Raw genomic sequence first — 20173 nt, forward strand, 5'->3', positions numbered from 1 at the left:
TTACCAGGGGGTTGAGTCATAGAATTTCTGGGTTTCTGCCTGCAGATCCACGAGGTATTGACGATAATCTTCTCCCTTCATCGGCAGGAGAATCATGACATCTTTTTTACAGTTGGCAATAAATTCAGGATCGTTCATGACATCCTGGAGCAGTTTGTCCAGTGTAGCCGCAATTTCCTTGCTGATTCCTGCCGGTGCGACAAAACCTCTGGTGGCAGTCATGCTCACATCGAGACCCTGTTCTCTGGCGGTTGGAACATCGGGAAGAATGTCGGAACGCTTGGAGTCCATTATCGCAATGATTCGTGCGGTTCCGGCCTTGTGCTGTGCCTGGAGCTGGGTCAGGTTCATGAAGGAGGCATCAATATGGCCACCGAGAATGAGTGATTTCTGTTCAGTGGAACCTTTGGTGGGCATGAGGTTGAACTTGGCCCCGGTCTTGTTTTCGAATTTCTTGGCGGCGACAAAATCATCAGAACCAATACCGTTGACCGCTACCGTGAGATTTGCTGCCTTGGCGGCCTTGATAAAATCCTGAAGGTTTTTTATCGGGCTGTCCTTTGGAACGGCAATGATAAGCGGGTCCTGCATCATGTTGGCAATAATATGAAAACTGTCGAGCGTGTATTTTGCACGTTTGGCGACGATATGGGAAACAATCTGTGTTGTGAACATCATACCGATTGTATAACCGTCAGCCTTTGCCCTGGCTATTTCCTCAAATCCTTTCTTTCCTCCGGATCCCGGTACGTTCTTAATAACAAAATCGGCACCTTTCAGATATTTCTTGGCGGTTTTCACAAACAGCCTGGCTGAGGTGTCGGTAGAGCCTCCGGCCTTTGAGGGGACGATAATTTTGATCGGTTTGGATGGATAGGAGGCCTGGGCCAGTCCGGAAAAGGCGAAGAACAGAATAGAAACAAGGGTCAGAAGTTTGCGCATAATTTTCTCCTAATGAATATTTTAGATGCCTTGGCGGCGTTTTCTTCTCCCTGGTATTAGAGGGAGAACGGGTTGAAGAACATTCTGGCAGGGTTGACCGCAAGGACTGTGCCATTTTTAAAGGAGAATTTATCGTCCTTGAATCACAGGGGATTTTTATTATTTTACAGTGTTGGGGAGATAGAGGTTTCCGTGGACGGGTCATGGATGACCGTTAATGAGTCATTGTTGACCCGTCATTTTTTCAGATTGAACTTCTGCATGCGGAGATAGAGTCTTTTGCGGGGAATGCCAAGCATTTTTGCTGTTCTTTCTATTTTTCCTCCATTTCTGGCAAGCGCTTCCTTGATGATTTTCTTCTCGTATTCCTGGACAAGATGATCAAAACCCAGATCAAAATGAACCTGGTCAATAGAATGAGCTGAGGGGTCTGCAAGATCCAGCTCTAGACCCAGGACAAGTTGCTGAGCGACGTTGCGCAGTTCTCTGACATTGCCGGGCCAGAAATAGTGTTCCAGCCTGTCCCGGGTGGCGGCATCAATCCGCACCTCTTTCTTCTGGAATTGCTTAGCTGTCTGTGAGATGAAATACTGGAGAATGAGCATTATGTCTTTTTTCCTTCTGCGAAGCGGTGGAATGGTGATCCTGGCCACATTCAATCTGTAAAAGAGATCCTCCCTGAAGGTACCTTTTCTGACTGCTTCTCTCAGGTCCACCTTTGAGGCGGCAATAATACGGAAATCAACCGGGATTGTCAGGTTTCCCCCAACCCGTTCGATAACTCTTTCCTGTACGGTTCGCAGAAGTTTAACTTGGATATCCAGAGGCATGGATTCAATTTCGTCAAGAAAAAGAGTCCCCCCCTGGGCCTGTTCGATTTTTCCTATTCGCCGTCTGGAGGCGGAAGTAAAAGCTCCTTTTTCATGTCCGAAAAGTTCACTCTCAACAAGATTTGCCGGAATAGCACCGCAGTTCAAGGGAATAAACCTTCCCGTGTGCCGGTGCCCGAGATCGTGGAGACAATTTGCTGCCAGTTCCTTGCCTGCTCCTGTCTCTCCAATGAGAAGAACATCGACGTCAATAACGGCAAGAGACAAGAGAATTCTGCGCATTTCCTGGACTTCATCTGAAATACCTATAATGCGTGTTTCTATGTCTGAATCGGTTTCCAGGCGATGTTTGAGTGAGCGATTTTCAAGGCCGAGTCGTCTTGTTTCAAGAGAGCGTCTGGCTACATCCAGGAGGTACTCAGGAGGAGCCGGCTTTTCAAGAAAATCATAAGCACCTGACTGCATGGCCTCAATGGCCATGGGAACATCGCCATGGCCGGTAAGGATAACAACTGGAATATCGGCCGAAATTTTCTTGATCTCATTCAACAATTGCAGACCACTCATCCCCGGCATCTTCACGTCGGTGATAACTGTCCCCATCCAGTCTTCATGAAGGAGAGGCAGGATTTTCTCAGCAGAGCTGAAAGTGGTGATCGAATATCCTTCCAGCTCAAATGTCTGCCGGCAGGCAAGGAGGATTTCCTCTTCATCGTCAACAAAAAAAATTTCACCTATTGGAATCATCTCTTACATCCTGGTTTTTTGGAGCGAAATGGAGAATCTTGTGAAACCGTTTTCATCCTGGCTGGCCACTATGGAACCACCGAATCCTTTAATGATGTTATAAGAGATCGACAGGCCGAGGCCAAGTCCCTTGCCGGCTTCCTTGGTTGTAAAAAACGGATCGAATACGGTTTGCATGTTTTCCGGTTCAATGCCCATGCCGTTATCAATAATTCCTGTAACCACTGAATCACTGGTTTCAGTCAACTCAATAATGATCTTTTTCTTCCCGTGTTCATTATTACTGACGGCATCGATGGCATTACTGATGACATTGACAAAAACCTGTTCAAGCCGGATGGAATCAGCATAGACAGCTATGCTGTCAGTAGCTGTTTTTCTCATAACGTCTACACCATTATTTTCGATCTTGACTGTAAGGAGTGTCAGGGCTCTATCAAGGACAGTTGCGATATCAACAGGTTTGAGTCTGTTTGTTCGCCAGCGGGAAAAAGTTTTCAAATGGGAGATCATCTTGGCCATCCGCTCTATGAGTTCGCCTATTTTTTCCAGGTTTTTTTCATGAATGTCAATAGCTCCTTTCTCCAGTAATTTTTTTGCGTTGTGTAGATAATAGCGCATTGCGGAAAGAGGTTGATTCATTTCATGGGCAATTCCGGCGGAGAGTTGTCCCAGCGCGGCCAGTTTTCCCGCCTGGACCAGTTCGTTCTGTACTTTTCGTCGTTCCTGGATCTCCTGTCGCAACCTGATATTGATTCTGCTTAAATGATCCGTTTTTTCCCTGACTCGTTTTTTGAGCAGTTGCTGGGCCTGCTCTCTTTCAGTTACATCGTGGACGGTGATCATCAGTCTGCTTCTTTTTCTCTGCCGGACTCTACTGATGGAGATATCTATCGGGAATGTCATGCCATCACTTTTTTGACCGGTGAAGGTAAACTGTCTTGTGGAATCTTTTTTATTTCTCAGGATTGCATCGCATGAGGTGATAAAACTGTCTCTGTCTTTTTTGTCAACAATTGTATAGAGAGAACCGCCTATCATGTCTTTTTCGTCAACCGTAAAGAGAGAAACCGCCATGGGATTAAAAAAATGAATGATCCCGTCCGGATTGGCAATTACCAGGCCAACGGCAGCGTTATCGATAATTGCCTTTGCGTTTGTCTCTTCCACTGTCAGAGCAGTATCTCTGAAGATCCGCAGAGCTGCGGCCATCCGCCCGATTTCATCATTTCCAGCTTCAGGAACTGCGTAGGTGAGATCACCTTCGGCTATGGCTTCCATACTTTTTCCAAGGGTTGCCAGGCGGGCGACAATGCTGCCTCTGACATAGAACCAGAGAACGGATCCAGCAATAAGAAGACTGAGACAGACCATACCGGCCAGCAGCCATCCGGCCTTTTTCATTGTTTGGTTTGAACGATTCATCGCGGCCAGTGTTTCCTGCTGGGTGGAATTGATTATTTCGTTGATGATATTTTTAAGTTTGCTGATAAAAAAATTGTTTTTTGCCAGTATATTCCGACTTTGTATACCGCCTCCCAGGATCCGGTTACGTATGGAAAAAATCGAGTGAGGGCCTTGCGCAAGGAAAAAAATTTCATCCAGAATCTGTTTCAGGGTAAGTGTACTTGCGTCACCGGGCAGGTTGTTTATGTCGTAACGCAGCAGAGTAATAGCGTCCCCGGAGAGTGATGTCAGATTTTTAATCTGGTCGAAATCGTTCGAGGTTGAAACCTGGATCATCAGGCTGATCAGTAAAATACCATTGGATCTGATTGTTTCTATCGTCTCTTTTGAATGCCTGTTCGCCTGCAGTCTGTCAGGAGAAATTTTTGATTTCCTCTCTTTGACAGCGTCAACCAGTTTTTCCAGTTCTGCGTCAAAATTGTATTTGTAATCTTGGTTCAGGGGATCTACTTCATCTATGAGGTCGGCATAAAGCCATCGCAATCGCTCAGTTTTTTTATTCAGCTCTCTTTCCAGCTCCAGCTTGCTGGTTACCGATATCTGCAGAGCTTCCAGGTTTTTTCTGAGTTCGGAAGCGAGTTTTCTTAATTCTTTTTTTAATCCGGTTGAGGCCGTATTGAGGAGGACAATCTGGTTGTTGATCCGTGAAAGCAGGCTTTGAATGTCACGTTGGATAACAGTGCGGACCCTGTCGTTGGGTGCCGAGAGAAGGCGGGGTGCCACTGCAATGATTTCTCCGCCGATTTTAGTGAAATCTGTTACCTGGATAACTTCCTGAACATGCTGTTTGGCGATTGACTGGAAGAGTTTCTCCGAATGTTTAAAGATAAGCATTGACAGTATTCCTACGATTATCGTAATCATCGCAATTGTAGAAAACGCCAGCAGCAGTCTGGTCCATATGGTCGCAGGAAAGGTTTTCAGTGAAATAATTTTCATTTGAACTTCCGGCTAGTTGGTGTCTGTCCAGAAATGAGATTTTTTGTTCGAGTTCAAGGAGCATAGAAAAATAAAAAGTGCAGCATATTAGACATATGTGAGCATTTTTATTTTTCGTAGCGACGCAGAAATCGGGCAAAAAGGCCATTTATGGACAGACACTAGTTGTCAATCCGGACCCGGGAAGATGATTGTCCTGTTCTGCTGTCTTCAAGCAGATTCTCCGCTTTTTGTAGTTGTCCTGAAACAAAAGCGGACCAGTTTTTCAGCAGTTCTCTCCTGCTGTTACGCTCCCCGATATGGAGGGAGCTTCCATTCAACAGGTTATTCAGGTCAGTATCAACGGATTCTTCCGCAGTTACCGGCAGTGCACAGAGAAGAGTTATGATTTCTTGTGTGAGTTTTGTCTTTAATGGTTTTTCAATTCCCGGATCTTTTTGCAGTTCAATAAGTTTTTTCCAGATTTTTCTTCGCTCCGGTAATCTGTAAGTAATCAACTGGTCGAAAAGTTGATTGACCAGATGGTATCTGTTTCTCGACAGCCTAGAGTCATAGGCTTGGATTTTGTTGCCGTTTATATACTTGAGAAGCCTCGGTATCTGTGATTTTTCAGTTGTGTAGATATTTTTCAGGACCGGCAGGCGACCGATTGCCGGGGAGAGAAGGATTTTCTGTCCGGGGGTGAGAGAACAAAGGTAAGGAACTGCTCAGCGGATGCGATATTTTCCGCTCCGTTCAAAAGTGCGATTCCGGCTGGAATAAGAACAACAGGTTTCCCGTACTCGAACTGGATTTCTCTGTTAAGGCTTTTCTGTCTCTGGGCAAGAAAGTCAATGACCAGCCCTATTCCGAATCGCCCGTTGACGATCCCTTCGGGAACACTGAAACTTCGGGCAGTTATGGTATTAAAATTACCGGATGCCTTGATCAGGTAAGCCCAACCCTGCTGCCAGCCCATCTTTTGTAGAATACTCTCGACAATCAGGTGAGTTGTGCCGGAACGGGAAGGTGTAGACATGGCAACCTGACCATAATAGACTTGATCGCTGAGGGAGTGCCAGCCGGTGGGGGGCGGCAGTTGATTTTCTTTCAAGAACCTGTTGTTCCACATATAACCGACTCCGGAGAGGGCAAAACTGTAAAAATAGCCATCATGATCCTGGAGATTCAACCCGTTGATTTTAAGGGAAGGATATTGAAGGTGGAAACCGGATTGCAGTAACCTGCCGGTTTGCTGCAGGACCTCAAAGGCATCTGTTGAGGAGGACCAGAAGAGATCAAATTTTCTCTGGTTTCCCCGTTGGATCTCTGCCAGGGCGGCAGTTGTTTTTTTATTGAGTATGCTGATCTGAATCAGAGGGTGGAGTTCATTGAATACATTGATGAAAGGTTGATAGAACTCCGGTGGGAATGATGTGATGATCGCCAGTTTCTCAACATTTTTTCCAGGAATTGACAGGTCGTTCTCTTTCCGGGAAAAAGCACATTCCGGATATGCCTGGAAAAGAGAGAAGAGAAGCAGAAGGAGAAACAGGTAACCGCGGGGCAGCATATATCCGGATTTTTCGTATGGATCAGTTAGGTGTTTTGTCATATGCGTGCAGCTGTTGATACGGATTTCATATGCAATCAGAAACTTTATAGTACCCTATTCATTGGTTTGTGAAAGAAAAAAACAAATAATTCTTGCACTACTCATGAAAAGGAAGTACTAAAAAAGTCGAATGTCGACATTATAAAATTTACTGTTCGGTATGGGAGTACCACTGAACGTGACCAGTTTTCAGAGTTGGAAAATACATTGAAGATTGTAAAATCCACATACAAAGACCAGATTATTGAGCATATTTATGACCTGGTCCTTGATGGAGTGTATTCACCGGGAGACAAGATCAAAGAGAGTCTGCTGGCTAAGGAGTTGGGGGTGAGCAGGGCTCCTGTGCGTGAAGCACTGAAGGAACTTATTGCCAATGGCATAATTGACTACCGCGCCCAGGTGGGAAATTTTGTTGCCGATTTGTCTCCGAAGGAAATTATCGATGCCTATACTACGCGGGGTGTACTGGAAGGATACGCTGTTATGGAGACCAGTGCAGCTTTTTCCCGGGATGAAATCGAGACCCTGGTGGAGATGACAGGGAAAATGGAAAGATACGCGGAAAAAGGCAATCGAAAAATGGTAGTCAAAATTGGTGATGATTTTCACAATATGCTCATCAGCAAAAATAAGAATATGCAGTTGATCGAATATACAGAGCGACTCAGCCTGAAACTGCATGTCCTCTTTTACAAATACTGGTCAAACCTGTATACGCCGAAAGAGATAGGCAGTCGGCATATGGAAATCGTTTCCAGTATTATTTCCGGTAATCCTGGAAAAATTGAAAGAAGTGTCAGGGAGCATTATACAGAGACTGGAACGAAAATAGCTTCCTGGGGTGACTAATTGTTTTGACTTTCTTTATACATGAGGATGTAGGGAAAGAATAAATGTCGACTGTCGACATAAATGGTGGTTTCTCCATCGGGGAGGTGGAGGATTCAAGTGATATTTCAATCATGCAGTCAGCAAAATTCGGGGTCGCCAGGCGTCAATGGTGCTGAAGTGCGGGGTTGGGATGATAATGAAACCAGGTAAAGAATATGCAGATCCATGGTGGGGATATTTTATATTCTAATTTGGAATATGATCCAGATGTGTACTATTTCCTCTATATTGGGGATCTTAAAAACTATGCGCTCAATTATTTTGTGAAGGAAACCCTTGAAAAAAGATTTTCCGGCCGGGAGGTTCAATTTATAGCTATAGTTCCGGATGTATGTTTTCAGTACAATTTTTCCAATATTCTGGTCATTAATCCTGTGGCCCGGGATGATATGATTACAAATCATACCTTCAGTAATATCCCGACAGCGCCAAAAACGAGTTGCAGGATCAGTGGCCCTCAGTTCATGTCAGCTGTTTCAAAAAATGAAACTGTTTTGTCACTTATTGAAACTGTTTTAAAAAACCAGAATGAAATATACATAAATCTTTACGAGAGCCTGATGGAAATGAACCTTGATTCTCTTGACAGGGTTATTCTTCTTGGGCCGGACAAAAAGATTGCAAGAAAATATAATGATAAAATTGTTCAATTCAGAGAGCTGCAGGGTATTGTTCCTCTCATCGAAGGAGCAGTCTGCCGTGGTGTTGAAGAATTGATGAGAATGACCAGCTCTTTCAGGGAAAAATGGCCGGATGGTATTTTCGTCAGTGGGGCGTTCTCGGCAGCCGGTGCGAACTCAGCGGTGACTCGTACCCAGGAGGAGGTTTCCGCAAAATTTACGGATGACAGTAGTGAATATCTGGTGACAAGGTATATTCCCCATGATCTCGACCCCACTGTGCTGGCTGTGGTTGCCAATGAAAACGATGTTTATATTGCAGGAGTCGCGGATCAGACAATTGTTGATGGTAACCGGTTTGTAGGATCGCATTTTCCTTCCGTGACAACCCGGGAACAGCAGCAGAAACTCAAAGAATACACCAGGGCGGTTGGTAAGTTGCTGGGCAGATCGGGCTACAGGGGAATTTTCGGTTGTGATTACCTGATTGATTGTGAAGGAAATATTTTTTTCCTGGAAATCAATGCCAGGAAACAGGGAACAACTCTTGAATTTTGTTTCACTCTTGAGCAGAATCTGCCGAAGGGATCACCCATGTTGCCCGAGCTGGAATATTGTGCGGTTATGGAGAACAGGTTTCCCGAAGGAACCGTGGAAATGAAGGAGAACTCCAGAGAAATTCACTGGGGGACATATAATTACAAGGTAATGGAAGAGCTGGTAACCAACGGGTATATCCCACAAAACCCCTATGAACGGGAAACCTTTCAAAAGGTGGCAAACGGAGAATTGGTTAAGGATTTTGTTATCCTTGAGCACCTGGGTACCAATCTTAAGGTTATGCCCGGGACCTTTCTGTCCAGGGTTGTTTCTGTCGGCCGTTGCAGGGATGATGTGAATGAGGGACTGTGTCAGGGAGTCGGCTTTATAAAACAGACAATACAAAAGCTGGGAGCATAGAAGAGGATGACATCAGTGAATAAACAGATGAGTGATGAATTAACAGAGCTGGATACGTATACAAAAGAACTTCTGGCAGAGCTGGAGGCTGGCTCCGACAGCAGGACAGAGCAGTCCCCGGCTGAGGAAAGAAAGGTAAGAGATCTTTTTACCAGGGCGGAGAATGAAAATCTGACCGGCCCGATCATTGAGCTTTTTTCCCGTCTGCTGGAGGCTGCCAGGCAAAAAAAGGCGACGCCCGCTGATTTCGGCATTTCAAGCGTTGATCTTCAGCGGCTTGCCTTGAAACATCAGCAGATTGATGAACACATGGTTTCTGTAGGAGGTCGCCTGGTGCGGGCTTTGCCTATAGCGGGTCAGGCCAACAGCAGGGTTGAGGAATACCTGGCTGCAAAAGACAGTGTCGCGCCGAGCGGTATTGAGAGGTGGGACCAGATTCAGGAAAATATCAGCAGAATCAAGTCGGAGTTGAAGATGACGGATGAAGACTGGAATTCATTCCAGGGGCAGATTCGTCATGCTGTTGATTCCGTGGGAACACTTGCAAAACTGATTGATCTGCCGAAAGATGTGCTTGAGTCCATCGGCAGGGTAACAGAGTCCTACAGAATGCGTCTTACTCCTTACTATACAAGCCTTATCATGCCGGGAGTGATTAATGACCCCATCATGTTGCAGTCAATCCCGACGGGGGAGATGATAGACAACGCGGGGGTCGAAATTCCGCCGGTGGCCGCTGACCATTCTCCAGCCAGGTTGATTGATCAGTTTTACCCGCGGGTGCTTACCATCAAAGTGACAAACATGTGTGCCATGTACTGCACCCATTGTCTGCGGCTGGCTCATATAGGTAGAAAGGACCATATGTATTCTAAGGAGGCTTACGGGGAGGCCCTTGACTATATAAGGAAAAATGAGCGGATCCGGGATGTCCTGATAACCGGTGGAGACGCTTTTGTATTGCCCAACTCTCTTTTGCAGTGGCTGCTGGCTGAGCTTGATGCCATTGACCATGTGAAAATCAAACGGCTCGGCACCCGTATTCCGGTCACTGCACCCATGCGGGTGGACAGTGAACTGCTTGATATCCTGGAGGAGAGCAGTGACAGAAAACCGATCCGGGTTGTGACCCAGATAAATACAGCCCAGGAAATAACACCGGTTTCAAGGGATGCATTCAGGCAATTGTCCAAGAGAACTTTTACCGTGTTGAACCAGGCGGTATTGCTGAAAGGAATAAACGATACCAGGGAAAAGATGTGGAAACTCTGTGAAACAGTGCAGGAATCCTATGTCAGGCCGTACTATATTTTTAACTGCAGCTACAGAAATCCTCAGTTCAGCCATTTCAGGGTTCCCCTGGAAGTCGGCCGGGATATCGTGGAATCCATGTATGGCAATATTTCAGGGGATGCTATTCCCAGGTATATAGCCACTGCAGGTGGGAAGATTCCCCTCCATCGCTCAAATGTCATGAAACGGGAAGGAGACGACTATGTCCTCAAAAAACCGTGGAATGGTGAAGAGGCCCATTACCCCGATGCCGACCCTGATGTCTATGCCCGGGAAATGTTTGCCTTCAACAACCGGGGCGTGAAATGAGGGAAAAAATTCTGTCGGTTCTTGCAAAAGAGGAAGCTGATCAGTTCCGTCTTTTACAGGACCTGGTACTTCAGCCCAGTTACTCCTGGTTTAAAGAAGGAGTGGACAGGGTCGGTCGCCTGCTTGCGGAAGAATTGACCACATGTGGAATGGACATGGAGGTGATCCCCGGGGAAAAACTGGGCAATCAGTTGGTTTTCCGTTCCCCGGCAACACGAAAGAGCGGAAAACAGCTTCTTCTGGTGGGGCATATGGATACAGTTTTTCCGGAGGATTCGTCGTTTAACTGGTATAAAGATGATGGTCAACTGGTAAAAGGACCCGGGGTAATAGACATGAAGGGAGGGCTTGTTGTCGCAGTGTCTGCCATCAGGGCTCTTTATCATTGTGGCCTGCTTGATACCATTCCCCTCGCCTTTATCTGTAATTCCGACGAGGAAATAGGCTCTCCTGAATCGGTGCCGTTGATTCTAGCTGAGGCGGAAAAGTCATTTGCCGCCATGGTCTTCGAGTGCGGTGGGTTGGACGGAGAACTGGTGACTGGAAGAAAGGGAAAAACCGGATACCGGCTGGATGTTTCCGGCAGGGCAGGGCATGCCGCCTTTGCCGGGAGGGACAAGGCGAGTGCTGTTCTGGAACTGGCCCATAAGACCATAGCCCTTGAAAAACTCAATGATCCCGATCGGGGGGTTGTTGTCAATGTGGGTGTTGTCCAGGGAGGAATGGGGCCAAACAGTGTCGCTGAAAAAGCCCGGGCAGAGATTGATACACGTTTTCTCACTGAAGAGGATGCCAGCAGAGTGGCCGGGGAAATTGCCGGTATTGCAGGCAGTTCAACAATTGCCGGTACCGGTGGTGTACTGCTGAAGACCTCATCCCGTCCCCCGATGGAGCAGACTGATAACAATCGGGCTCTTTTTGCTCTTGTCAGAGATCAGGCTGAGTCAATGGGGATTACAGTTGTGGAAGAATTGCGCAGTGGCGTTTCTGATGCAAATACTATTGCCACAGTCGGTATCCCCGTGATTGACGGTATGGGCCCGGTTGGTGGCAGCGATCACAGTGACCGGGAATATATGATTCGCTCATCCCTGCCTGAAAAAAGCAGGTTGACCGCGCTCAGCATATTGGCCTGCTGGGAGAAGTCTGGCAGGGAGCATGAATAATAATTCTGTTAACCCGGAATCCAGCCTGGCTCATGACCGTGTCAGGCTGGGTTAGCGATTGAATTTTCTTTCCCATTCGTATTCCCTGGCAGTGACCCTGTCTTCCATCCGGCGAATTCTTTTGTCCAGGTTTTCGAATTTCTTTTTCAGACGCCAGGCAGCATTTTTCGGGGAGTGTACATAGCTGTCGTAGAATTCGTGTTCCGCTTCGTTTTCAATGGGACGGGTCGGGCGGGGGGTCATGAAAAATGCTGCGGCAAGATATATGCCGATAACCGGCCAGAATCCGCTGAGCATGAAGGTGACAACCAGGGCCATTCGTACCCAGAACGGTGAAAAATCAAAGTAGTCGGCAATACCCCGGCATACTCCGAAAATCACGCCGTCTCTTGATCGATATAACGTTCTGTCTCTTCTACCGTAATGTTTCATTGTCTTTACTCATCCTTTTCCTGAGCGTCCATCAGGATTGTTTCAAGGGATTCTATCCGTTTTTCCATTTTATCAAGACCCCGGTATATTTCCTGGATTATCTCCGCCTCTTCAGAGCTGCTCGTCCCCTGCATGATCCGGCTGCTGCGGGTTTTTATAACCATCAGCACTGTGCCGCAGATAAGAGAGGCCAGGGCGAGAAATGAACCGAAAACTATGGCGACAATCAGTACTGTTCCCATGGTTGTTTACTCCGGTTGAATGGCTTGTTCTTCTTTTATTTTGGCAAGTTCTTCTTCTATTTCTTCATCTTCGGCAAGATTTTCAAATTCTTCATTCAAAGATGGTTTCTGTTTTATATTCACGAGTTCGGCTTCCGCTTCCATCTGTTCTATGCGGCTTTCCAGTTTATCAAAACGGGCCATGGTATCTCCGCTGTCGCTTCTGCGGATATCTTCCTGGGCTCGTTTCTTGCTGCTTGCTCTTCTATGCCTTTCCAGCAGTACTCTCTTTTTCTCCTTGGCGTTGATGAGTTTGTTCTCCAGTTCAGTGATATCTTCCTGGTATTGATGGATGAGCTCGGTATGTTCATCAATTTCACGTACCAGGGTATCGGCGACTTTCGCATATCTGCGCTTTTCCACCAGGGCTTCCCTGGCAAGGTCATCCTGGCCCTTTTTGACGGCCAGTTTTGCCCGATCACTCCAGAGATTCTTTTTGGCGAGAATTTCATCCGCCTTTCTCTCAATTTTTTTTCGTCCGGCTATAACTCCGGCGCAGGATGACTTGAGTTCGATAAGGGTGTCTTCCATTTCCCGTATCATCAGTTTAATCATTTTTTCAGGATCTTCAGCTTTATCCAGCATTGAGTTTATATTGGCACTGACTATGTCTCTGAAACGTGTAAAAATACCCATTGTTTTCCTCCATGTTTATATGAAAGTGAAGAAAAAAACATGAGCAATCGCATCACTTTCATCGTCCGTTGTGGCTGTGATCCATAATTTGGTCCAGCCATGCTTTAGTGTTTGCTTTTATTTTTTGCATTTCTCGTGCCAGAACCAAATGTGATTTTATTTGTTTATTATCAATTTGTTACATGTGTCTTTGTCTGGACGTTGCAGGTATGTGGAATAATAACATGGTGAAAAATACCGATTGTTGGTAATATTTACCATTATGGAATGTGGCAGGAGCAACGGAGAGGAAAATGGGAATTTTGTCTGAAAGAGAAGCGCTTGGTCAGTCTGAAATTTTCCTTGATTTTCAGGAGAGACTGTCTCGGGTAGCACCGGTAGATCGGCCTGTGTTATTGATCGGGGAAAGGGGGACGGGCAAGGAGCTTGCTGCCAGCCGGCTTCATTTTTTGTCCAGTCGATGGGAAAAACCGTTTGTAACCTTAAATTGTGCGACACTATCCCGGGGTTGATCGAGGCGGAGTTGTTCGGGTATGAGAAAGGTGCATTCACAGGTGCAGGCGAGCGTCGTCCCGGACGATTTGAAGCTGCTGATGGAGGCACACTTTTTCTCGATGAGATCGGCTCCATTCCCTTGGAAGCACAAGAAAAAATCCTGAGAGTTGTGGAATATGGTTCCTTTGAACGGGTTGGCAGTGCAAGACCTGTGGAGGTTGACGTGAGAATCATAGGTGCCACGAATGTGGACTTGTCCGCCATGGCTGTCAGGAAGGATTTCAAGCGTGACCTGCTGGACAGGCTCTCTTTTGAAGTTCTTTTTCTCCCACCTCTCAGGTACCGTGGAGAGGATGTGATGTTGCTGGCCACCCATTTTGCCAATCGCATGGCTTTTGAACTCGGCAGGGCCAATATGCCGGTTTTTACGGATGCGGTTGTCCGGCAACTGGAAGCATACCCGTGGAAGGGAAATATCAGGGAATTAAAAAATGTTATAGAAAGAGCCGTGTACAGGTCTGAAGAAGATGTAATTGATTCTGTGAATTTTGATCCTTTTGTCTCACCATACGGGTTAATCAGGATAGAGCAGGAAGACTTTGGATCCGAAAAAGCTTTTTCCTTCGATTTTGAAAAAAGAGGAAAAAAACTGGTTTTTAAGAAAATGGTGAGAGAATTTGAAGTTAAACTCATCAGAAAAAGCCTCGTGATGACCGGGAACAATCAGAAAAAGGCCGCAGCACTTCTTGATCTGACATATGATCAGTTTCGTGGTCTGTTAAGAAAATATAAGGAAAAGCTTTGATCTATCAGAAAAGAAAAAGTCGGTTGAAACTCAAATACCATTTCAGAATGAAGAGGATATTCGTTTTCGTCCTGTTGCTTGTTTTCTTTTTGTCTTCATTCTCTTTTGCACATGGAAAAACAGTGAGAATGGCTACACTTTCCGATTTCCCTCCATATTGTTTTGGTATTGAAGGGAGTAGGGCTGTTGCTGTGGAGACAATTGCTCCCGGAGGTGATTCAAAAGTTCTGCAGGGATACAGTTGGGACGTGGTCAGGGAGAGTTTTCATCGGCAGGGATATACCATACAATTGTATATTGTGCCCTGGATGCGGGGTTTGCATTATCTTGGCACGGGAAAAATTGATGTGGTGTTTCCCGCTGGCAAAACGGTAGAAAGAGAAGCTGTATATGATTATTCCAGGGAAACTGTCGATACTGTTGAGATAACTATTTATATGCGGGAACCCGACATGTCCGGATGGTATGGATTGGACGGATTGTCTGGGATGAGTGTGAGTTATGTACGGGGATGGGCATATGGAAAAAAATGGGAGGCAAATCATCAGATAAATAAAATTGAGGCGGACTCAATCCAGCAGAGTTTTGAAATGCTGGCAAATGGAAGGGTTGATGCCGTTGTTGGCTATGCGATGCCGTATGATTATGTACTGAGTCACGCAACAATTTCAGAAAAAATCGGGAAAGTTGGCAGTTTTGATCTGGTCAATGAGTTTTTAATTGCCGTGAAAGGAAAAAATGGAGCTGTAAAAATACTTGATGCTTTTGACAGGGGTAAAAGAAGCCTTATCCATGACCTGGGGTTGAGTCGGATTCAGAAGAGATGGCAGTCGAAATAATATGACCTAAATCCTGCAATTGGCAAGTTTATCGGAGATGCGAGGCATCAAGGGCGTCGACGTATTAACAACATACTTCAAGCCCTTGATAACGAGGCAGATTCGATAAAATTGCCAATCCCGTAGGGCGAGGGAATAAAGAAAAAACAATCTCACTCCGATAGTGGATAGTACAACCCTTACTGCGATATGATAATTATCTGTTTATACAGTATAAATGCTTTTTATTTATTCCCAGAGTGCAGGATTTAGGTATGAGCAAAAAAAAGATATATACAGGTGCTCAATTAAAAATGAATCGAAGTTTGAGTAATCGGTTCAGCCTGATACTTATCAGTGTTGTTATAGTAATATCCTGCATATTTTCTGCTGTCATCCTGATTTATGGTAATTACACCAAAGAAAGGCAACTTGAACTTCAGATGGATGAGGCTCTCAAACTCGCGGAAACATCGTTGCCCAATGCCGTGTGGCAGCTGGACTATGGATCAATCAATGATATTCTCAGGGCTGTTCTGTTTAATAAGGCGATTGTGTATATCAGTGTAATGGTTGACGGGAAGATTGTTTCAGAGCTGGTACAGCCGGGGGTTCAGCTCAGGGAACCGGATTTTTACTCAGGTTCTTCAAACTACCTGGTAAAGACAGCGAAAATAATGCACGGGGATGTCCAGGCAGGTACCTTGCGGATAATCCTTTCTAAATCAGGTGTCGCAAGGGAGCTGTGGTCCACAGCTCTGAGTGTGATCAGTCTGCTTTTTCTCCTTATTCTGTCAATCCTGTTTACTTCTCTGGTAATTTTTCGCTTCTATGTCATACACCCTCTGGAAAAGTTGGAACGGTCGGCAAAATTGATTACTGCCGGGAATCTCGATACCCGGATCGAGGTTGACTCGCATGATGAGATCGGTCGTCTTGCTGCTGCATTCAGTACGATGACCAGAAGATTGAAAGAAAGTTTTCAGACGCTTGAACAGAAAGTGAGGGAACGGACAAAAGACTTGTCAAAAGCAAAGAATGAAGCTGAAAAAACGAACCTCCATCTCCTGAAAACCAGTGCGGAACTTCAGGCCATTCTAGATAATTCTCCCGTGGGAATTCTATTTGTGAATGAGAATCGTGAAATTGAGAAATTTAATGCCGAACTGATTCACATTACAGGATATTCTCCTGAGGAGCTTATGGGAAAAAGCACAAGAATTTTTTATGCTGATGATCAATCCTTTGAAAAGGTTGGGGATGAGCTGTATGGACAACTTCAGAAAGAGGGGGTGTGTGAGGGGCAGATCAGGTTGAAAAAAAAAGATCAATCAGATTTTGTCTGTCAGGTTCGTGGACGCGTGACCAGGGGAAGTGGGACTCTTGACGGTATTGTCTGGAGTATTGGTGATATTACCGACAAATTGAAAATGGAGCAGGAATTACTGGAGGCCAGAAAATTCGAATCAGTTGGTATTCTTGCCAGTGGAATTGCTCATGATTTCAACAATATTCTCCAGGTTGTACTGGGGAATCTGGCATTGGCTGAAAGGATGGGAGGTACTGACTCGAAAATAGTGGATTATATTTTGACCGCAAAGAATGCTGCTGTCAGAGCCAGAGAACTGACGGCCAAACTGCAGAGTTTTGCGAAAATGGAGAAACCTGTGAAGGCAGAAGGGTATCTGCCGGATCTTGTAAAGGAAGAACTGGAAGATCTTCGTGTGGACCATGATGTACAGTATAGCGTTGAGGTGGAGGATAATCTCTGGTGTGTTGCCGTCAACAGTGTTCAGATCAGTCAAATGATGCGTAGTCTGATCAAGAATGCATACCAGTCGATGGCCGGAGGTGGTGTTATAACTATTGGGTTTACCAATATTGTTCTCGATGAGGATGAAATTGCCGGCCTTGATGGAGGGCGTTATGTCCGAGTTGTCATGAAAGATGAGGGGCGGGGGATTTCCGCAGACATTATTGATAAAATATTTGATCCATATTTTTCAACACGGGAAAAAAATGCAGAAAAAGGATTGGGGCTTGGTCTGGCCATAGTTCATTCCATTGTAAAAAAACATGATGGTAGAATTCTTGTGGATTCCGTACCAGGGAAAGGGACGACGTTTACAATTTATTTTCCCGCTATTGCAGAAAAAGAGAAGGACGAGACATCGTCGGAGTCTATTCTTCCTACCGGCAGAGGTGTTGTGCTGGTGGTTGACGAAGGTGAGGAAGATTTGGCAACTGCCTGTGAAATGGTTTCCTATCTTGGTTACAAGGCTCTGGCAGCCAGGAAGCTGGAGGAAGCATTGGACCATTTCGGGGACAGTAAGGAAAAAAAAGGGAGTGTAGCGATAATACTGGCGGGTTTGGGCGATGGCCGGAAAAGTCTGATTGCGGCGGATTATTTAAGAAAGAAGTGGCCGGAAGCAAGAATTATTCTGGCACTCCACGAGTCGGATGCTTCACTGCTTGAGAAATGTCAAGATCGGCAGCAATGTGAAATTATAGTAAAACCATATAAACTTCTCGATTTGAATCGTGCTTTTCAGCCGTCTGACTGCAATTGAATATAGACACTATTTAACAAGGTCATAGGCTATTGTCTTCATTTCACTAATGAGTGGTGTCTTGCCCGTCCAGAGAGAAAATGCGGCTGCTCCTTGGTAAACAAGCATTCCCAGGCCATCGACAGTTATGCAACCGCGCTGTTCTGCGTCCCGCAGGAGCCTGGTCTTCAGTGGATTGTAGACGATATCCGCCACCACAAGGTGCGAAAAGAGGAGTGAACCGTCAATTGGGCTGGTATCCGTGTGTGGGTGCATTCCAAGCTGGGTGCCGTTGATAAGGACATCGCAGGTCTCGAGGTATTTTGCAATGGATGATTTCACCTGTTCCACAGCAGTGGTGCACTCTGCAATTTTTTCATTTATTTCCCCGGCCAACTGTTCCGCTTTGGATTGTGTGCGGTTACAGATGTAGATATGACGGGCACCGCGAAAGGCAAGGGTCATGGCAATGGCCCGGACGGCACCTCCGCAGCCGAGAATAAAGATGTTTTTTCCTTGAATTGCCAGGTTGCCTTTTTTTTCAAGGGACTGAACAAATCCTTTTCCGTCGGTGTTATACCCTTTTGTTTTCCCGTTGTTCAGACAGATGGTGTTTACAGCACCTATTTTTTCGGCCAGCGGGTCGATTTCATCGAGGTACTCCAGTATGGCAATTTTATGGGGAATTGTTACATTAAATCCGCCGGTGTTTATTTTGCTCAGGCCAGTGAAAACTGGTCCGAGATTCTCCGGGGTTACCTCCACAGGAAGATAGCAGTAGTCCATGCTGAGTGTGTTAAAAACATGGTTATGCATGGCCGGCGAAACGGAATGGCCAAGGGGATAACCGAGCAGGAAAACGAGTTTTGTTGTAACAGAAGGAAATGTCATTGTTCTGGCATTTGGTTGAATTGAACTGAAACCACTGTAAATGATTACAGCTACCTCATTTTTTGAAATGCGGGTTAATTGATATCGGGAGCTTTTTATACTCAATGACTGTTTTTACCGGAATAATCGCATTTCTTGTTCTCTTTGTAATTGGTCTGACCTGGTTTTTCATCTACTATTTCGGCAACCCCGTTATTGATGAACCGGAAGGTATAGCCAAGGTTGTCGGTAACTGTGGGGACACCATGGAGATCGGCCTGAGAATTCGTGAGGGTAGGGTTCTCGATTCACATCACTGGACGAACGGATGTTCCTTCAGTCGGCACTGCGTGGAAGCGGCCGCCAGGCTGGCCAGAAATAAAACCGTGGAGGAGCTGGCGGAGGTCAATATGGTCACTATCATGGAAGAGGTTGGGCAACTGCCCGAAACACATCTTCACTGTGCTCAACTGGCGGAAATAACATTGCGTCGAAGTGTGGAGGATTATTATGCCCGTTTCAATAGAGGGCAGGGTCGGTCACCTGCCGATGGGAATGGATGAGGGAACTGACTATTTTTTCCGGCGTTTGTTTTTTTCCCTGTAGCGCAGTTCATTTTCCAGGGATTCAAGTTCATGGAGAATGGAGAGGTAGGTTTTATATCGCTCTTGCGATATCCGGCCCCGATCCAGGAGTGAGGTTATGGTGCAGCCCGGTTCCGAACGATGGAGGCAGTTTCTGAACTGGCATGGGGTGTCATGACTTCTTTCAAAACCAGGAAAGTGGAAAGCCAGGTCTGTTACCGGAATATCAGCCAGACCGAAATCTATAAACCCGGGAGAATCGATTAATTCTCCACCTCCTTTTAACCTGTGAAGAGTGGAAACTGTAGTTGTGTGACGACCTCGTTTGCGACTTTCATGCAGTGCTCCTGTCTGGAGATTGATGGCAGGACAGATCCTGTTCAGCAGGGAACTCTTGCCGACACCGGTGGGCCCGACAAATATGGATCGCAGTCCACTCAGGTTTGCTGTAAACCGATCAACGCCGGTGCCCGTGATGGCACTGAGAATGAAAAGAGAAACAGGGCCTGCGTAAGTTTTTTTTAATTCCTTCTCGTATTGTTTCGAGTTGGGAAGATCGCATTTGTTTACCAGGAGAATGGGGCGGAGGTGCGCTGCCCTGGCTGCAATAACAGCTCTGTCAATAAATCCAGGCGGGGGAAGCGGTTCACAGGCGGCAACAATACAGACTGCATCCAGGTTGGCGCCAATGCAGTGTTTTTTCCCCCTGGCATCCATACGGGTCAGTTGGGATTTTCTTTTTTGCCGGATCAGCAGATCACTGTCCACTGTGACCCTGTCTCCGACAACATGTCCGGAGTTACGTTTTACCCGGATTATCTTTTTTTCTCCCGTGGCGTCAAAGCGAACCTCAACCGCTACACCCAGATGGGCAACGAGGGTGCCTTCCTGTCTGCACGCATTTTTTTTTCTATTGTTCCGGTTTGTGTCATCCATTACCAC

The 20173-nt window shown here is 46.0% G+C and carries 18 protein-coding genes and 1 pseudogene; 9 read left to right on the forward strand and 10 right to left on the reverse strand.

Features of this window, described 5'->3' with window-relative positions; genetic code table 11:
- The 5 genes from LO777_RS00915 to LO777_RS00935 form a co-directional block, all read right to left on the reverse strand.
- Positions 1–942, reverse strand: coding sequence for a Bug family tripartite tricarboxylate transporter substrate binding protein (locus tag LO777_RS00915; RefSeq protein WP_228855713.1), 942 nt, complete (start codon positions 940–942; stop codon positions 1–3).
- 236 nt (positions 943–1178) lie between these two features.
- Positions 1179–2519: a sigma-54-dependent transcriptional regulator gene (locus tag LO777_RS00920; RefSeq protein WP_228855714.1), complete on the reverse strand. Its 1341-nt coding sequence runs from the start codon at positions 2517–2519 to the stop codon at positions 1179–1181.
- Between the two features lie 3 nt (positions 2520–2522).
- A complete protein-coding gene (locus LO777_RS00925) occupies positions 2523–4925 on the reverse strand; it encodes an ATP-binding protein (protein ID WP_228855715.1) in 2403 nt (800 codons plus the stop codon).
- 161 nt (positions 4926–5086) lie between these two features.
- Positions 5087–5422: a hypothetical protein gene (locus LO777_RS00930; RefSeq protein WP_228855716.1), complete on the reverse strand. Its 336-nt coding sequence runs from the start codon at positions 5420–5422 to the stop codon at positions 5087–5089.
- A gap of 131 nt (positions 5423–5553) precedes the next feature.
- Entirely contained in the window at positions 5554–6519 is a 966-nt protein-coding gene (locus LO777_RS00935; protein WP_228855717.1) for an ABC transporter substrate-binding protein, read from the reverse strand.
- Between the two features lie 207 nt (positions 6520–6726).
- Here LO777_RS00935 and LO777_RS00940 point away from each other — a divergent pair, with 207 nt between their 5' ends.
- From LO777_RS00940 to LO777_RS00955, 4 genes are all read left to right on the forward strand, one after another.
- On the forward strand, positions 6727–7371 hold the full coding sequence (locus LO777_RS00940; RefSeq protein WP_228855718.1) for a GntR family transcriptional regulator: 645 nt from the start codon (positions 6727–6729) through the stop codon (positions 7369–7371).
- 197 nt (positions 7372–7568) lie between these two features.
- On the forward strand, positions 7569–8993 hold the full coding sequence (locus tag LO777_RS00945; RefSeq protein ID WP_228855719.1) for an ATP-grasp domain-containing protein: 1425 nt from the start codon (positions 7569–7571) through the stop codon (positions 8991–8993).
- A 6-nt stretch (positions 8994–8999) separates the two neighbouring features.
- The gene (locus tag LO777_RS00950; protein WP_228855720.1) at positions 9000–10595 is read left to right on the forward strand and encodes a KamA family radical SAM protein; all 1596 of its coding nucleotides are present in this window, start codon (positions 9000–9002) and stop codon (positions 10593–10595) included.
- Positions 10592–11761, forward strand: coding sequence for a M20/M25/M40 family metallo-hydrolase (locus LO777_RS00955; protein WP_228855721.1), 1170 nt, complete (start codon positions 10592–10594; stop codon positions 11759–11761). Before LO777_RS00950 ends, LO777_RS00955 begins: the two co-directional genes overlap by 4 nt.
- Before the next feature lie 51 nt (positions 11762–11812).
- Here LO777_RS00955 and pspC read toward each other — a convergent pair whose 3' ends face one another.
- Genes pspC through pspA form a run of 3 tightly spaced genes read right to left on the reverse strand, consistent with a single transcriptional unit; the run spans position 11813 to position 13110 of the window.
- Positions 11813–12193 (reverse strand): envelope stress response membrane protein PspC, encoded by a 381-nt coding sequence (gene pspC / locus LO777_RS00960; RefSeq protein WP_228855722.1) that lies wholly within the window; start codon positions 12191–12193, stop codon positions 11813–11815.
- Between the two features lie 5 nt (positions 12194–12198).
- Positions 12199–12435 (reverse strand): phage shock protein B, encoded by a 237-nt coding sequence (locus LO777_RS00965; RefSeq protein WP_228855723.1) that lies wholly within the window; start codon positions 12433–12435, stop codon positions 12199–12201.
- 6 nt (positions 12436–12441) lie between these two features.
- A complete protein-coding gene (pspA, locus tag LO777_RS00970) occupies positions 12442–13110 on the reverse strand; it encodes a phage shock protein PspA (RefSeq protein WP_228855724.1) in 669 nt (222 codons plus the stop codon).
- A 380-nt stretch (positions 13111–13490) separates the two neighbouring features.
- Here pspA and LO777_RS21350 point away from each other — a divergent pair.
- The 4 genes and pseudogenes from LO777_RS21350 to LO777_RS00990 all read left to right on the forward strand — a co-directional run.
- Positions 13491–14098 (forward strand): annotated as a pseudogene (locus tag LO777_RS21350) (sigma 54-interacting transcriptional regulator); the annotation flags it as partial.
- 216 nt (positions 14099–14314) lie between these two features.
- The gene (locus LO777_RS20855; RefSeq protein ID WP_407929175.1) at positions 14315–14410 is read left to right on the forward strand and encodes a hypothetical protein; all 96 of its coding nucleotides are present in this window, start codon (positions 14315–14317) and stop codon (positions 14408–14410) included.
- Between the two features lie 128 nt (positions 14411–14538).
- Positions 14539–15249: a substrate-binding periplasmic protein gene (locus LO777_RS00985; protein WP_228855726.1), complete on the forward strand. Its 711-nt coding sequence runs from the start codon at positions 14539–14541 to the stop codon at positions 15247–15249.
- Between the two features lie 293 nt (positions 15250–15542).
- Positions 15543–17798, forward strand: coding sequence for an ATP-binding protein (locus tag LO777_RS00990; protein ID WP_228855727.1), 2256 nt, complete (start codon positions 15543–15545; stop codon positions 17796–17798).
- A gap of 9 nt (positions 17799–17807) precedes the next feature.
- On the opposite strand, the gene aroE is transcribed toward LO777_RS00990, so the two are convergent.
- On the reverse strand, positions 17808–18668 hold the full coding sequence (gene aroE / locus LO777_RS00995) for a shikimate dehydrogenase (protein ID WP_228855728.1): 861 nt from the start codon (positions 18666–18668) through the stop codon (positions 17808–17810).
- A 104-nt stretch (positions 18669–18772) separates the two neighbouring features.
- On the opposite strand from aroE, the gene LO777_RS01000 reads away from it, so the two are divergent.
- Positions 18773–19210 carry an iron-sulfur cluster assembly scaffold protein gene (locus tag LO777_RS01000; protein WP_228855729.1) on the forward strand — a complete coding sequence of 146 codons (438 nt, stop codon included), beginning with the start codon at positions 18773–18775 and terminating at the stop codon, positions 19208–19210.
- A 9-nt stretch (positions 19211–19219) separates the two neighbouring features.
- Here the strand turns inward: LO777_RS01000 and rsgA are convergent, their stop codons facing one another.
- Positions 19220–20167 carry a ribosome small subunit-dependent GTPase A gene (rsgA, locus tag LO777_RS01005; RefSeq protein WP_228855730.1) on the reverse strand — a complete coding sequence of 316 codons (948 nt, stop codon included), beginning with the start codon at positions 20165–20167 and terminating at the stop codon, positions 19220–19222.
- Positions 20168–20173: the final 6 nt, after the last annotated feature.

This window comes from Desulfomarina profundi (assembly GCF_019703855.1).
In the GTDB taxonomy this organism is placed as follows: domain Bacteria; phylum Desulfobacterota; class Desulfobulbia; order Desulfobulbales; family Desulfocapsaceae; genus Desulfomarina; species Desulfomarina profundi.

What these genes read in the sequence shown, in the direction of transcription:
- LO777_RS00915 (WP_228855713.1), bottom strand. Translation starts at nt 942, where the DNA reads ATGCGCAAACTTCTGACCCTTGTTTCTATTCTGTTCTTCGCCTTTTCC.
- LO777_RS00920 (WP_228855714.1), bottom strand. Translation starts at nt 2,519, where the DNA reads ATGATTCCAATAGGTGAAATTTTTTTTGTTGACGATGAAGAGGAAATC.
- LO777_RS00925 (WP_228855715.1), bottom strand. Translation starts at nt 4,925, where the DNA reads ATGAAAATTATTTCACTGAAAACCTTTCCTGCGACCATATGGACCAGA.
- LO777_RS00935 (WP_228855717.1), bottom strand. Translation starts at nt 6,519, where the DNA reads ATGACAAAACACCTAACTGATCCATACGAAAAATCCGGATATATGCTG.
- LO777_RS00945 (WP_228855719.1), top strand. Translation starts at nt 7,569, where the DNA reads ATGCAGATCCATGGTGGGGATATTTTATATTCTAATTTGGAATATGAT.
- LO777_RS00950 (WP_228855720.1), top strand. Translation starts at nt 9,000, where the DNA reads ATGACATCAGTGAATAAACAGATGAGTGATGAATTAACAGAGCTGGAT.
- LO777_RS00955 (WP_228855721.1), top strand. Translation starts at nt 10,592, where the DNA reads ATGAGGGAAAAAATTCTGTCGGTTCTTGCAAAAGAGGAAGCTGATCAG.
- pspC (WP_228855722.1), bottom strand. Translation starts at nt 12,193, where the DNA reads ATGAAACATTACGGTAGAAGAGACAGAACGTTATATCGATCAAGAGAC.
- LO777_RS00965 (WP_228855723.1), bottom strand. Translation starts at nt 12,435, where the DNA reads ATGGGAACAGTACTGATTGTCGCCATAGTTTTCGGTTCATTTCTCGCC.
- pspA (WP_228855724.1), bottom strand. Translation starts at nt 13,110, where the DNA reads ATGGGTATTTTTACACGTTTCAGAGACATAGTCAGTGCCAATATAAAC.
- LO777_RS20855 (WP_407929175.1), top strand. Translation starts at nt 14,315, where the DNA reads ATGACCGGGAACAATCAGAAAAAGGCCGCAGCACTTCTTGATCTGACA.
- LO777_RS00985 (WP_228855726.1), top strand. Translation starts at nt 14,539, where the DNA reads ATGGCTACACTTTCCGATTTCCCTCCATATTGTTTTGGTATTGAAGGG.
- LO777_RS00990 (WP_228855727.1), top strand. Translation starts at nt 15,543, where the DNA reads ATGAATCGAAGTTTGAGTAATCGGTTCAGCCTGATACTTATCAGTGTT.
- aroE (WP_228855728.1), bottom strand. Translation starts at nt 18,668, where the DNA reads ATGACATTTCCTTCTGTTACAACAAAACTCGTTTTCCTGCTCGGTTAT.
- LO777_RS01000 (WP_228855729.1), top strand. Translation starts at nt 18,773, where the DNA reads ATGACTGTTTTTACCGGAATAATCGCATTTCTTGTTCTCTTTGTAATT.
- rsgA (WP_228855730.1), bottom strand. Translation starts at nt 20,167, where the DNA reads ATGGATGACACAAACCGGAACAATAGAAAAAAAAATGCGTGCAGACAG.